This window comes from Mesorhizobium sp. WSM4844 (genome assembly GCF_055811775.1).
The window spans coordinates 195,383-208,114 of record NZ_JBVVQB010000003.1 but is presented as its reverse complement, the minus strand read 5'-3'; the positions used below and the strand labels follow the sequence as shown (position 1 = coordinate 208,114).

Annotated in this window: 13 protein-coding genes; 10 read left to right on the top strand and 3 right to left on the bottom strand. The window is 63.5% G+C overall.

The genetic code is table 11. The features are described from left to right. The first annotated feature begins 70 nt into the window (after positions 1-70). The 4 genes from AC0L2A_RS04665 (at position 71) to AC0L2A_RS04650 (ending at position 5,253) form a co-directional block, all read left to right on the top strand. The gene (locus AC0L2A_RS04665; RefSeq protein WP_473607766.1) at positions 71-1,546 is read left to right on the top strand and encodes an ABC transporter substrate-binding protein; all 1,476 of its coding nucleotides are present in this window, start codon (positions 71-73) and stop codon (positions 1,544-1,546) included. Positions 1,547-1,802: 256 nt separating this feature from the next. Continuing rightward, the gene (locus AC0L2A_RS04660; RefSeq protein WP_473607764.1) at positions 1,803-2,750 is read left to right on the top strand and encodes an ABC transporter permease; all 948 of its coding nucleotides are present in this window, start codon (positions 1,803-1,805) and stop codon (positions 2,748-2,750) included. Beyond that, positions 2,747-3,616: an ABC transporter permease gene (locus tag AC0L2A_RS04655; protein WP_091598282.1), complete on the top strand. Its 870-nt coding sequence runs from the start codon at positions 2,747-2,749 to the stop codon at positions 3,614-3,616. Before AC0L2A_RS04660 ends, AC0L2A_RS04655 begins: the two co-directional genes overlap by 4 nt. Further along, positions 3,613-5,253: an ABC transporter ATP-binding protein gene (locus AC0L2A_RS04650; RefSeq protein WP_473607763.1), complete on the top strand. Its 1,641-nt coding sequence runs from the start codon at positions 3,613-3,615 to the stop codon at positions 5,251-5,253. The genes AC0L2A_RS04655 and AC0L2A_RS04650 overlap by 4 nt, the downstream gene beginning before the upstream one ends. A gap of 22 nt (positions 5,254-5,275) precedes the next feature. On the opposite strand, the gene AC0L2A_RS04645 is transcribed toward AC0L2A_RS04650, so the two are convergent. Next, on the bottom strand, positions 5,276-5,707 hold the full coding sequence (locus AC0L2A_RS04645; RefSeq protein ID WP_023802995.1) for a TerB family tellurite resistance protein: 432 nt from the start codon (positions 5,705-5,707) through the stop codon (positions 5,276-5,278). A 369-nt stretch (positions 5,708-6,076) separates the two neighbouring features. Here AC0L2A_RS04645 and AC0L2A_RS04640 point away from each other — a divergent pair, with 369 nt between their 5' ends. The 3 genes from AC0L2A_RS04640 to AC0L2A_RS04630 all read left to right on the top strand — a co-directional run bounded on the left by AC0L2A_RS04640 (position 6,077) and on the right by AC0L2A_RS04630 (position 7,703). Next, entirely contained in the window at positions 6,077-6,247 is a 171-nt protein-coding gene (locus tag AC0L2A_RS04640) for a hypothetical protein (protein WP_023798964.1), read from the top strand. A 100-nt stretch (positions 6,248-6,347) separates the two neighbouring features. Beyond that, positions 6,348-7,196 carry a helix-turn-helix domain-containing protein gene (locus AC0L2A_RS04635; RefSeq protein WP_473607761.1) on the top strand — a complete coding sequence of 283 codons (849 nt, stop codon included), beginning with the start codon at positions 6,348-6,350 and terminating at the stop codon, positions 7,194-7,196. An 84-nt stretch (positions 7,197-7,280) separates the two neighbouring features. Continuing rightward, complete coding sequence (locus AC0L2A_RS04630) at positions 7,281-7,703, top strand: VOC family protein (protein ID WP_473607760.1); 423 nt, start codon at positions 7,281-7,283, stop codon at positions 7,701-7,703. Here AC0L2A_RS04630 and AC0L2A_RS04625 read toward each other — a convergent pair. Both AC0L2A_RS04625 and AC0L2A_RS04620 read right to left on the bottom strand, forming a co-directional pair. After that, positions 7,700-9,172: a cobyric acid synthase gene (locus AC0L2A_RS04625; RefSeq protein ID WP_473607759.1), complete on the bottom strand. Its 1,473-nt coding sequence runs from the start codon at positions 9,170-9,172 to the stop codon at positions 7,700-7,702. The genes AC0L2A_RS04630 and AC0L2A_RS04625 overlap by 4 nt on opposite strands. Beyond that, entirely contained in the window at positions 9,172-9,786 is a 615-nt protein-coding gene (locus AC0L2A_RS04620; RefSeq protein WP_473607757.1) for a dimethylsulfonioproprionate lyase family protein, read from the bottom strand. The genes AC0L2A_RS04625 and AC0L2A_RS04620 overlap by 1 nt, the downstream gene beginning before the upstream one ends. Positions 9,787-9,937: 151 nt before the next feature. On the opposite strand from AC0L2A_RS04620, the gene AC0L2A_RS04615 reads away from it, so the two are divergent. The 3 genes from AC0L2A_RS04615 (at position 9,938) to AC0L2A_RS04605 (ending at position 12,680) form a co-directional block, all read left to right on the top strand. Further along, positions 9,938-11,104, top strand: coding sequence for an isobutyryl-CoA dehydrogenase (locus AC0L2A_RS04615; protein ID WP_473607756.1), 1,167 nt, complete (start codon positions 9,938-9,940; stop codon positions 11,102-11,104). Positions 11,105-11,335: 231 nt separating this feature from the next. Beyond that, on the top strand, positions 11,336-12,220 hold the full coding sequence (gene mmsB / locus AC0L2A_RS04610; RefSeq protein WP_473607755.1) for a 3-hydroxyisobutyrate dehydrogenase: 885 nt from the start codon (positions 11,336-11,338) through the stop codon (positions 12,218-12,220). Positions 12,221-12,539: 319 nt separating this feature from the next. Further along, a complete protein-coding gene (locus AC0L2A_RS04605; protein ID WP_473607753.1) occupies positions 12,540-12,680 on the top strand; it encodes a hypothetical protein in 141 nt (46 codons plus the stop codon). The last annotated feature ends 52 nt before the right edge of the window (positions 12,681-12,732 follow it).

Below are 12,732 nucleotides of genomic sequence, written 5' to 3'. Positions count from 1 at the left end.
CTCCTTGGTGAAATCACGCTTCTATCCACCGGGTTTCGAGCATGTTTTTGAGCATATCGGGAGTTGCACGATGAAATTGTGGAAAACCATTCTCACCGCTGCGGCCCTGGTGCTGTCTGCCGAAACATCGGCATTTGCCGCGCGCGATCTGGTCATCGGCATCACGCTCGAACCTCCGCATCTCGATCCGACCGCAGGTGCTGCGGCGGCGATCGACGAGGTGCTTTACGCCAATGTGTTCGAGGGGCTGACCCGCATTGGCCCGAACGGCGAGGTGCTGCCGGCTCTCGCCGAAAGCTGGACCGTTTCCGACGACGGCAAGGTCTACACCTTCAAGCTGCATAGCGGTGTGAAATTCCATGACGGCACCGACTTCAATGCCGACGACGTCAAATTCTCGCTCGATCGCGCCCGTGCCGACAACTCCGTGAACGCACAAAAGGGCCTGTTCGCCGCCATCGATACGGTCGAAATGGTCGATCCGGCGACGGTCAGGATCACGCTGAAGAACCCGCAAAGTTCGTTCCTCTACAATATGGGCTGGGGCGACGCGGTCATCGTCGCGCCGGAGACAGCCGACACCAACAAGGAAACCCCTGTCGGCACCGGCCCGTTCAAGTTCCAGAACTGGGCCAAGGGCTCGTCGATCACGCTGATCAGGTCCGACGCTTACTGGGGTGCCCCGGTCTCCCTCGACAAGGCCGAGTTCCGCATCGTCACGGATGCCGCAGCCGCCGTTCCGGCGCTGCTTTCCGGCGATGTTCAGGCCTTCCCGTTCTTCGATCCCGACAGCGTCGCCCAGATCCAGAGCGACCCGCGCTTCAAGATGGTGATCGGCGCGACCGAGGGTGAGACCATCCTTTCGATGAACAACAAGAAGCCGCCTTTCGACCGGCTGCAGGTCAGGCAGGCGATTTCGTTTGCGCTCGACCGCAAAGCGATCATCGACGGCGCCTCGGCCGGCCTTGGCGTGCCGATCGGCTCGCACATGTCGCCCGCCAACAAGGCCTATGTCGACCTCACCGGTCTCTATCCGCACAATGTCGAGAAGGCCAGGGAACTCTTGAAGGAAGCCGGCCTGGAGAACGGCTTCAAGGCGACGCTGAAACTGCCACCACCCCCCTATGCGCGACTTGGCGGCGAGATCATCGCGTCGCAGCTTCGCGATGTCGGCATCGATCTGCAGATCGTGCCGGTGGAATGGGCGCAGTGGCTGGACCAGGTCTTCACCAGGAAGGACTACGACCTGACCATCGTTTCACATACCGAACCCAACGACATCGATATCTATTCGCGCAAGGATTATTACTTCAACTACGACAACCCGACCTTCGACAAGATCATCGCCGATCTGAACCTCACCTCCGATGAGGCCAAGCGCATGACGCTGCTCGGCGAGGCGCAGAAGATACTGGCCGACGATGCCGTGGTCGGCTTCCTCTACGAACTGCCGAAAGTCGGCGTCTGGGACGCCAAGCTCGAGGGTTTTTGGGCAAATGCGCCGATCCAGGCCAATGATTTGACCAAGGTGAAGTGGACGGAGTGAGGGGCTGCTGGCCAAAGGGGCGAAGCTTGCAGCCGGTGGCACCCCCCTCTGTCCTGCCGGACATCTCCCCCTCAAGGGGGGAGATTGGCAGTTGCCATGCCGGTGCTAGCCCTGCAACGCTGATGATTAGCGAAAGCATCAATGAGGGCTTAATCTCCCCCCTTGAGGGGGAGATGTCCGGCAGGACAGAGGGGGGTTGGCGGGAACGCAACCTTCATCCAGTTGCCGTGCTGAACGGACCTGCGGTCCTCCCCCCATGACCGCCTATCTCCTCAAGCGTCTTGCCATCGCGCTCATCACGCTGGTCCTGGCCTCGATGGTGGTCTTCGCCGTGCTGGAGATCATTCCCGGCGACCCGGCGCGGCTGATGCTGGGCATGAATGCCAGCGCCGACCAGGTCGAGTTGCTGCGCAACCAGATGGGCCTCAACGTGCCGCTCGCCGCGCGCTATCTGCACTGGGCCGGCGGCTTGCTGAGCCTCGATTTCGGCCGTTCCTACACCTATTCGGTGCCGGTCATCGACCTGGTCCGCGAGCGCATCGTGGTCTCGCTGCCGCTGGCCCTGATCGCGCTGGCGCTGTCGACCATCATCGCCATTCCGGTCGGGCTGTTTTCCGCCGGCCGGCACGGACGGGCCGGCGACACGATCGCGATGGGCGCCGCCCAGCTTGGTGTTGCCGTGCCGAACTTCTGGTTTGCGCTGATGCTGATCTACCTGTTTGCCGTCTGGCTGCGGCTGGTGCCGGCCGGCGGCTTTCCGGGATGGAGCGCCGGCGTCTGGCCGGCGCTGAAATCGCTGGTCCTGCCGGCGATCGCGCTCGCTCTGCCGCAAGCGGCGATCCTCGCCCGAGTCACCCGCTCGGCGCTGATCGAAGTGCTGAACGAGGACTATATCCGCACTGCCCGCGCCAAGGGTCTGCCCTATCGCGCGGTGCTGTGGCGGCACGCGCTGCGCAACGCAATGATCCCGGTGCTGACCATTCTCGGCCTGCAGTTCGCCTTCCTGCTCGCCGGCACCATCATCATCGAGAACGTCTTTTATCTCCCCGGCCTCGGCCGGCTGGTGTTCCAGGCGATCACCCAGCGCGACCTGATCGTCGTCGAAAGCGTCGTCATGCTGCTGGTCGCCGCCGTCATCGCCGTCAACCTGCTTGTCGATCTCTCCTATGCGGTCGTCGATCCGCGGCTGAGAAGCCGCCAATGACGCTGCGCTTCGACATCCCGGAGGAAAATTTTGCCGACATCCTCGTCAAGGCTTTCACCAACCGCTCGTTCCTCACCGGCTTCGTCATCACTGCACTTGTGGCGGCGGTCGCCATCGTCTCGTTCTTCTGGACGCCTTTTGACGTCACCAGGCTGATCATCGCCGACAAGACCCAGGCACCCTCGCCGGCGCACTGGTTCGGCACCGATCATTTCGGCCGCGACATTTTTTCCATGATCATGGTCGGCGCCCGCAATTCGATCGCGGTGGCGCTGGTGGCGGTCGGTATCGGCATGGGCGTTGGCGTGCCGCTCGGCGCCCTTGCCGCGGCGCGCGGCGGCGTCGTCGACGAGGCGGTGATGCGGCTGAACGATCTCGTCTTCGCCTTCCCTGCCCTGCTGTCGGCGATCATGATCACCGCCATCTTCGGCCCGGGCGCGCTCAACGCCATCGTCGCCATCGGCATTTTCAACATCCCGGTCTTCGCCCGCGTCGCCCGGGCCGGCGCGCTGGCGATCTGGCCGCGCGAATTCATCCTCGCCGCGCGTGCCGCCGGAAAAGGCAAAGCACTGATCACCATTGAACACGTGCTGCCCAACATCGTTACTTTGCTCCTGGTGCAAGGCACCATCCAGTTCGCGCTCGGCATCCTGGCCGAAGCCGGGCTTTCCTATGTCGGGCTCGGCACACAGCCGCCGATGCCGAGCTGGGGGCGGATGCTGTTCGATGCCCAGACGCGCATGGGGATGGCGCCGTGGATGGCGATCTTTCCAGGCATGGCGATCGTCGTCACCGTGCTTGGACTGAACCTGCTTGGTGACGGTATTGCCGACATCCTCGACCCAAAATCGCGGCGGCAGCGATGAGCCTGCTCGAAATCGAGAAATTGTCGCTGACGATCGGCGACACGCCGATCCTGAGGGATGTCGAGCTCGCCGTCGCGCCCGGCGAGGTGATGGGGCTGGTCGGCGAATCCGGCTCGGGCAAGTCGATCACGGCATTGACGGTGATGCGGCTTCTGCCCTGGGCGGCGCGCGCCAGCGGGCGCGTCGTCTTCGACGGCATCGACATCCTCGCTGCCAGCGAAGACCAGATGTGCGCGCTGCGCGGCGATGATATCGGCATGGTTTTCCAGGAACCGATGACGGCGCTAAATCCGGTCAAGACCATTGGCGAGCAGGTCGCCGAAGGCATCCGCTGGCACACCAGGGCAAGCCGCGCCGACGCCGAGGACCGCGCTCGAAAAATGCTCGACCGGGTCGGCTTGCCCGCAGCGCAATTTCCGCTGTCGCGCTATCCGCACGAGCTTTCTGGCGGCCAGCGCCAGCGCGTCGTCATCGCCATTGCCTGCGCGCTGAAACCAAAACTGCTGATCGCCGACGAGCCGACGACGGCGCTCGACGTCGTGCTGCAGGCGCAGATCCTCGACCTGTTGCGTGACCTGGTTTCAGAAAACCGCATGGGTCTGCTGTTGATCTCGCATGACCTCGCGGTGGTGACCGAAATGGCGGAGCGCATCACCATCCTGCGCAACGGCGAAGTGATGGAGGCCGGCGACACGGCCCGCACCCTGTCCGAGCAGCTACATCCCTACACAAGACAACTGGCGCAGGCCTCGATGCATGTGCCGGCGCGTGCCAGGACAAACGAGGTCGGCCAAGACAACCCCATGCTCCAGGCCAAACCTCTTCTTCAGGTAGAAAGCGTGACGCGGGACTATCCGGGACGGCGCAAATCGCTGCTGAAGCGCGCGGTTCCGACCCGCGCCGTCGACGATGTCTCGTTCTCGATCGATCCCGGGCAGTCTGTGGCGCTGGTCGGGCGTTCCGGTTGCGGCAAGTCCACGCTTGCCCGCATGGTCCTGGCGCTGGACGGGCCGACATCGGGAACGATCCGGTTTCGCGGCGAAGTCATCACCGGCAAGAGCGAGGCGGAGCTCAAGCCGGCGCGCCGCGACATGCAGGTGGTGTTCCAGGACCCATACGGCTCCTTCGATCCGCGCCAGAAGGTGGAAAAACTGATCGCCGAGCCACTGCATGTCCTGGAGAAAAGGCCGACGAATGCAGAGCGGCGCGAGATGGTGGCAAAGGCCTTGCACGAGGTCGGCCTTGGTCCACGCGACATGGACAAATATCCGCACGAATTTTCAGGCGGCCAGCGCCAGCGCCTGTCGATCGCCCGCGCCATCATCACCCGCCCCAAGCTGGTCGTCGCCGACGAGCCGGTCTCGGCGCTCGACGTCTCGATCCGCGCCCAGATTCTCGATCTGTTCGCCGAGCTCAACCAGAAGCTCGGCGTTGCCTATCTGTTCATCACCCACGATCTGACCGTTGCCCGCGCCATTACCGACCAGGTGATGATCATGCATGCCGGCAAGATCGTCGAGCGCGGCAGGACGAGCGCGGTTCTCGACCATCCGCAGTCCGAAGCCGCCAAGGCGCTGGTCGCTGCGGCCCCGGACCTGCACCGCGCGATTGCCCGGCGGTTACAGGAACAGGGGTAAACAGCCGACCGTCGGGAGAGGCTTACTCTTCGGCCTTCACCACATCGGCGGGGCTGATGTCGAGCAAGTCGAGGGTGCGGCGCAAGAGCTGCATCTCTGTCCCGGCAAGTTGCGAATCGGCCTTGGCGATCTCGGCCATATGGCGGGCAAGCAGGCTGCGCCTCTCGACGTCGAGGTCACGGAACTGCGCGATGGCTTGCGAGCCGTTGGTCTCGTAGCCGAACTCGTTGAGATACTCGATGACGCTGTCGATGCTGGCTTCCGGAATGCCGAAGGCTTCCCGGCATATGCGCCTGAAGGCGGCCATTTCACTCTCGTTGACCGTGCCGTCGGCCAAAATCATGCGAAACAGCATCAGCAGTTCCGCCGAAAGCACCGGATCGTCCGCGACCTTGCGCACGCCGGGGTCGCCGTCGAAGATCGAGCGTATCTGCTCCAGCAATGCGAATGCCATCAGCGACCCCTTTCCGATTCGTTGCAAATAGGTAGCGCGGAATCGGGCTTGCGCAAATGGTCGGCTGCTCTTCCCTTCTCCCCTTGTGGGAGAAGGTGGATCGGCGCGTAGCGCCGAGACGGATGAGGGGTGCTGGCCGGAGCGCTGTCGGTGCCAAGCTGGAACACCCCTCATCCGACCGAGCTTCGCTCGGCCACCTTCTCCCACAAGGGGAGAAGGGAGAAGGCGCCCACAGCAACGCGCCGCATCCTCCGGGCCACTCCCATCAAGCTACCGGCTGACCGGGCGAACCCGCTGCGCACGCTGATTGGTGGTGAACGGGGCGCCTGATAGGATGCGGCTGTACGAATCATGTCGGAGGAGCCACACATGAATCTCAGTGCGCCTACGCAGCTTATTTTCATCATATCCCTTGTTATCGCCATCATCGGTCTTCTCGCCGCTCTCGGCGTTTTTGCGTTCATTCCCCTGGCTGCGGTGTGGATCGTCCTCATCGCTTATGTCGTGCTTGCCGGCGGCTGCCTGGTTCGCGGCGCTTAAGCCCTCAGATCTCTCAGGCAACTCGGAGCGCCCGGCCACAAGCCGGGCACTTTTGATTCTGAGGGTTGGTCTGCTACCATCCGCGGGCGGAGGAAAGCTCATGTCTGCCCAGAGCGAAGACGGCAGCAACCAGCACAGTCCTGGCCTCGACCGGTTCGAGATGGTTCGGCGTGCGCCTGGCCCTTGGCTCCAGGGTTCAGTCACTGACATCTGCGGCTACCGCGAAACCATGCCCGGCCGTTTCCGCAACGTCGAATACGCATCGCTGACCGTGCCGCTGGTCATCAGCTTTGCCGAACCCTTCGCCATCGGGCTCGGCAAGGAGCCGGGCGACAACGACCGCTTCGCCAGTTTCGCCGCCGGCCTCTATGCCGGTCCGGTGGTGATCGAATCCCGCGGCGGCGCCTGCTGCATCCAGGTCAATTTCACCCCGCTCGGCGCCCGACGCTTCTTCGGCCTTGCGATGAGCGAACTGACCGACCGCATGGTCGGCCTCGACGATGTGCTCGGGATCGAAGGCATCGCGCTGCGCGAAAGACTTGGCAATGCGCACGGCTGGAGCGCACGTTTTGCCATCGTCGAGACGTTCGTCGCCGCGCGGCTGACTGACGCCCGCGAAATGCAGGCCGAAATCGCCTGGGCCTATGACCGGATCATCGTCTCGGGTGGCCGCATTCGCGTCGCATCGCTCGCCGACAGGCTGGGCTGGAGCCGCAAGCATCTCGCGGGAAAATTCTCCAACGCGATCGGCGTCGGCCCCAAGACGCTGTCGCGCATCGTCCGCTTCAACCGGGCGCTCGGCCTGTCAAGGCAGGACAAATCCGGGCAGGGCAAATCCGATTGGGCTGATATCGCCGCCGATTGCGGCTATGCCGACCAGGCGCATCTGGTGCGCGAATTCCGCGACCTTGCCGGCGAAACGCCGACGGCGCTCGCCGCCCAGGCATAGAGGCGCAGGTAACATTTCTTCAAGACGTGGGAAAAGCCTTCGCCCAGACTGGATTATCGTCCAATCCAATTGAAGGAGATCGTCATGACCATGTCAGTCGAACCGCCCAGGCTCTATCCGACCTTGCGCTACCGCAATGCCGCGAAAATGATCGACTGGCTGGGTGAAGCCTTCGGCTTTGCCGTTCATGCCAGCTACGGCGAAGGCGACATCGTCCAACACGCCGAACTGACTTTCGGCTCTTCGATGATCATGCTGGGCACCGCACGCGACGACAAGTTTGGCCAGATGGTCGGTGCGCCTGGCCCGGGTGGCGGCAGATCGATCTATGTTGCCGTCGACGATGCCGATGCCGCTTATGCCAGAGCAAAAAAGGCCGGCGCCGAAATACTGGAAGAGCTCACCGACCGCGACTATGGCAGCCGCGAGTTCATCTGCCGCGATCCGGAAGGCAATGTCTGGTCGTTCGGCACCTATTGGCCAAAGGCCGGTGAGCCCGCCAGCTAACGCGCCAGACCAAAGATGGCGTCGCAGTCGAGGTGGGTTTCCAGTTCGGCTGCGACCTCGTCCAATGCCCGTTCGACCTCGGCGCGATAATCGATGCCGCCGCCTTTGACGCCGAGATTTTCCAGGAATTTCGCCCGAAAAGCGTCGGCGGAAAACAGCCCGTGCAGATAGGTCCCCGACACCTTGCCGTCGGCGGAGACGGCGCCGTCATCGGCGCCGTTGATGACGGCGGACGGCCGCAGCGTGTCGGGACCGGTGGTGCGGCCGAGATGGATCTCGTAGCCCTCGAGCGGCAGGTCGAACTGGACCGAGCGCGCGCTGACATTGCGCACCGTCTTTTCCGGTTGCATCACCGTTTCGACGTCGAGCAGGCCGAGCCCCTCGGTCTCGGTGGCGCTGCCCTCGATGCCGTCGGGATCGCGCACGACACGGCCGAGCATCTGGAAGCCGCCGCAGATGCCGACGACGTGGCCGCCGCGCTTGCGGTGGGCGACAAGGTCGCGGTCCCAGCCATTCTCGCGGAATCTTAGCAGATCGCCGATCGTCGACTTCGAGCCGGGAATGATCACCAGCCCAGCGTCGTCCGGCAAATGCTGGCCGGGCGGCACGAAGACGACCTCGACCTGCGGCTCGGCCTTGAGCGGGTCGAGGTCGTCGAAATTGGCGATGCGCGAAAGCATCGGCACGGCCACCTTCAGCGCGCGCTTCTCGCCGGACGCCAGGCGTTCGAGCACAACCGAATCTTCCGAGGGCAGCCGCGCCGCCGCCTTCAGCCACGGCACGACGCCAAAACTGCGCCAGCCGGTGAAGCTCTCGATCGCCTTGATGCCGTCATCGAACAGCGAGACATCGCCGCGGAACTTGTTGATGAGATAGCCGACGATCATGCGCCGGTCCTCTTCCGGCAGGATCAGATGGGTGCCGGCGACCGAGGCGATGACGCCGCCGCGGTCGATGTCGCCGACCAGGATCACCGGCACGTTGGCGCGCGTCGCAAAGCCCATATTGGCAATGTCGCGGCTCCTGAGATTGATCTCGGCCGGCGAGCCGGCGCCTTCGACGATGACGAGGTCGGCACCCTCGCCGACCTTGGCCCAGGATTCGAGCACGGCATCCATCAGCCGGGCTTTCAGCGCCTGGTAGTCGCGCGCCCGCGCCTCGCCGAACACCTTGCCCTGCACCACCACTTGGGCGCCGATATCGGTCTGCGGCTTGAGCAGCACCGGGTTCATATGGACGGTGGGCGCAACGCCACAGGCGATCGCCTGCAGCCATTGGGCGCGGCCGATCTCGCCGCCGCGTCTGTCGCCCGGTATATTGGCGACGGCGGCGTTGTTCGACATGTTCTGCGGCTTGAACGGCCGCACCTTCAGCCCACGCTTTTTCGCCACGCGGCAGAGGCCCGCGACCAGCACCGTCTTGCCGACATCGGAGCCTGTGCCCTGCAGCATGATCGCCTTGGCCGCCATTAATTCCTGCCCTGTGAAACGCTGCCGGTGATCGTGGATTTCGCGGCCAGTGGTCCGCCGCGCCAGATGTAGAGCGCCAGCAGAGGCTCCTTGCCGGTGCGCATGGCATGGCTGACATCAGAGGCATGGTGGATCACCTCACCCGCCTCACGCCTGCAAAAGTCGCCTTCGCCCATGCGCCATTCGGTGCCGCCGGTCAGCGGAATGTAGATCTCCTCGGCGACATGATGATGGTCGGGATAGACGATTTCAGGTCCGAGGATCAGCAAGCCGGCCGCGACCTCGTCGTTGACGAAATGGCCGCGTGTGCCGAAGACCTCCACCCAGCCGTACTTGTCGATGAATGTCTTGCCGAGATCCGCCACGCTGTAGGTCTGCCCCCAGCGCAGCTCGCCGCGACGCTCCGCAAGCAGCCGCGCCAGCGGCTGGGCGTTGGCCGGAGCGAGCTCGACGATGCGGTCGAGCTGGCGCAGGCAGGCAAGCGGACGCGGCTCGAGCGGACGCGCCGGCATGGCCCAGCCGATCCGGGCCACCGCATCGCGCACCAGCGCATCATCGAATGTTTCGAGCGTGCCGTGGAACCGTTCAAGCAGCTCATCGAAATTTGTCGTCACGCCTTGCCCCAGACACGCATTATCACACAGCCGCCCCCAGATCGTTGGATGGAGCTAGTCGGCTTGCGCGGCGGCATCATTGGTCTAGATTGAACCGCGCGCAAAGCCAAAAACGACAGGCCAGGAGGCCGAAGACATCACGGAGCACGCCATGGACGCCGCTGTCGATGCGGGCACCAGCCAGTTCGAACTCAACGAGGACCAGCGCGCCATCCAGGAGATGGCCGAGGCCTTCGCCGCCGACCGCGTTGCGCCGAACGCGCTCGACTGGGACCGCAACAAGCATTTTCCGGCAGACGTGATCCGCGAGACTGGCCCGCTCGGGCTTGGCGGCATCTATGTCAGCGACGATGTCGGCGGCTCAGGGCTCGGCCGGCTCGACGCGGTGCTGATCTTCGAGGCGCTTTCGCGCGCCGATCCGGCCTTCTCCTCCTTCATCTCGATCCACAATATGGTGGCTTCGATGATCGACCGCTTCGGCAGCGACGAGCAGCGCCGGCACTTCCTGCCGAAGCTGACCTCGATGGAATGGCTGGCGAGCTATTGCCTGACCGAGCCGGGTTCGGGATCGGATGCTGCGGCGCTGAAGACGCGTGCGGTGAGGAGCGGCGGCGACTATCTGCTGAACGGCGTCAAGCAGTTCATTTCGGGCGCCGGCGACAGCGACCTTTACATCGTCATGGCGCGCACCGGCGCCGACGGTCCGAAGGGCATTTCGACCTTCGTCGTGCCGAAGGATGCGCCCGGCCTGTCTTTCGGCGCCAACGAGCACAAGATGGGCTGGCACATGCAGTCGACCCGCCAGGTCGTCTTCGAGGACTGCAAGGTGCCGGTTGAAAACCTGCTCTCGAACGAAGGCGCCGGCTTCGGCATCGCCATGGCCGGGCTCGACGGCGGCCGGCTCAACATCGCCGCCTGTTCGCTGGGCGGGGCGCAATCGGCGCTCGACAAGGCGCTGTCCTACACCGCCGAACGCAAGGCCTTCGGAGCCAAGATCAACCAGTTCCAGGCGCTGCAATTCAAGCTGGCCGACATGGAGACCGAGTTGCAGGCAGCACGGATATTCCTTTACGCCGCTGCCTCGAAGCTCGACCGCAAGGCCCCGGACGCCTCGAAATGGTCGGCGATGGCGAAGCGCTTCGTCACCGACGTCGGCTTCAACGTTGCCAACGACGCGCTGCAACTGCATGGCGGCTATGGCTATCTGCACGATTACGGCATCGAGAAGCTGGTGCGGGATTTGCGCGTTCACCAGATTCTCGAAGGCACCAACGAGATCATGCGCGTCATCATCGCACGCGCCCTGATTGGGCGGTAAGGCAGTAGGCAGTAGGGGAGTAGGGGAGAAAAATGACCGGCAGGATCAATTCGCACAAGGATCTTATCGTCTGGCAGCAAGCGATGGATCTGGCGTGTGATCAAGCTTATCAGATGCTGTTATCGACCTAGGAGATCTGAAAAATGCTTCGCCAGCTTATCAGCAAACTTGCGCCCGAATAGTTGCCTACTCCCCTACTCCCCTACTTAACCCAACCCACGGAGTGCCATCATGACCACCATCGCCTTCATCGGCCTCGGCAATATGGGCAATCCGATGGCAGCCAATCTGGTCAAGGCTGGATATGCCGTTCACGGCTTCGACCTGATCCCGGAAAATCTCGCCAACGCCAAGGAGCATGGGGTCGTCGTCATGGCCAATGCCGTTGCCGCGGTGAAGGAGGCCGATGTGGTCATCACCATGCTGCCGGCCGGCAAACACGTTCTGTCGGTCTATGAAGACATCGTGCCAAAGGCGAAAAAAGGCGCGCTGTTCATCGATTCGTCGACCATCGACGTCGAATCGGCACGAAAAGCCCACGCCATTGCCGCCAGACACAAGCTGCTGTCGATCGACGCGCCGGTTTCCGGCGGCACCGGCGGCGCCGCCGCCGGCACGCTGACCTTCATGGCCGGCGGCGCGAAGGAAGCTTTTGCCAAGGCCGAACCAATCCTCAAGCCGATGGCCGGCCGCATCGTCCATTGCGGCGATGACGGCGCCGGACAGGCGGCAAAGATCTGCAACAACATGATCTTGGGCATTTCGATGATCGGCGTCGCCGAAGCCTTCGTTCTGGCGGAAAAGCTCGGCCTGTCGGACCAGGCGCTGTTCGACGTCGCCTCGAACTCGTCGGGCCAATGCTGGTCGCTGACCACCTACTGCCCGGTGCCCGGTCCGGTGCCGACATCGCCGGCCAACAATGGCTACAGGCCGGGGTTTGCCGCGGCACTGATGCTGAAAGACCTGAAACTGTCGCAGGAAGCCGCGCACAGCGCCGGTGCGGTGACGCCGCTGGGCGCCGAGGCCGCCCAGCTTTATGCGCTGTTCAACGCCCAGGGGCATGCCGCTGCCGACTTCTCCGGCATCATAAATTTCCTGCGCGGCACCCCGGCGTAAATGCATGTCGCCCAAAAGCTTGGGCTTACCCCCCCCAAGGGTGCGCAAAGCGTGCGCAGCAGACGCGACGCGCTTTCAGCCTCGAACTCGACCGGCTTTCGGTTTCCGGCAAGAAACGCGGAAATTTAGATTTGCTTAAACTATCGATAACCACCCGGTAACGATGTCCCTGTAGAACGGAGTGCGAGGCGGCCTATCGCAACCGCCCGGCGCTCCGGATCAGGTCTCGCGTACCGGAGCCCGTAAGTTTCGCCAAGTGTTCAGTCAGCGAAGCGCCATGCGTATCTGGCAAAGCCGCGTTCCCGATGGAGCGCGGTTTTTGCATTTCGCATTCTTCAACGACAGTGAGATGATCGCCCTGGCGCGTCTCCAGACGGTCGTCGGCCTGGTGGCGGCGGTCCTGACCGACGTCGATCCACAGATGGTCGCTGCAACGCTCCCCAGCGCGGGGGTTCGGTGAGCGCGATCTGAGATCTCCTGAAGCTCATCGGTCCTGTCGGCATGCTTGTCGA

Excerpts from the sequence above, each read along its gene's own strand:
- AC0L2A_RS04665 (WP_473607766.1), top strand. The coding sequence starts at position 71 with ATGAAATTGTGGAAAACCATTCTCACCGCTGCGGCCCTGGTGCTGTCT.
- AC0L2A_RS04660 (WP_473607764.1), top strand. The coding sequence starts at position 1,803 with ATGACCGCCTATCTCCTCAAGCGTCTTGCCATCGCGCTCATCACGCTG.
- AC0L2A_RS04655 (WP_091598282.1), top strand. The coding sequence starts at position 2,747 with ATGACGCTGCGCTTCGACATCCCGGAGGAAAATTTTGCCGACATCCTC.
- AC0L2A_RS04650 (WP_473607763.1), top strand. The coding sequence starts at position 3,613 with ATGAGCCTGCTCGAAATCGAGAAATTGTCGCTGACGATCGGCGACACG.
- AC0L2A_RS04645 (WP_023802995.1), bottom strand. The coding sequence starts at position 5,707 with ATGGCATTCGCATTGCTGGAGCAGATACGCTCGATCTTCGACGGCGAC.
- AC0L2A_RS04640 (WP_023798964.1), top strand. The coding sequence starts at position 6,077 with ATGAATCTCAGTGCGCCTACGCAGCTTATTTTCATCATATCCCTTGTT.
- AC0L2A_RS04635 (WP_473607761.1), top strand. The coding sequence starts at position 6,348 with ATGTCTGCCCAGAGCGAAGACGGCAGCAACCAGCACAGTCCTGGCCTC.
- AC0L2A_RS04630 (WP_473607760.1), top strand. The coding sequence starts at position 7,281 with ATGACCATGTCAGTCGAACCGCCCAGGCTCTATCCGACCTTGCGCTAC.
- AC0L2A_RS04625 (WP_473607759.1), bottom strand. The coding sequence starts at position 9,172 with ATGGCGGCCAAGGCGATCATGCTGCAGGGCACAGGCTCCGATGTCGGC.
- AC0L2A_RS04615 (WP_473607756.1), top strand. The coding sequence starts at position 9,938 with ATGGACGCCGCTGTCGATGCGGGCACCAGCCAGTTCGAACTCAACGAG.
- mmsB (WP_473607755.1), top strand. The coding sequence starts at position 11,336 with ATGACCACCATCGCCTTCATCGGCCTCGGCAATATGGGCAATCCGATG.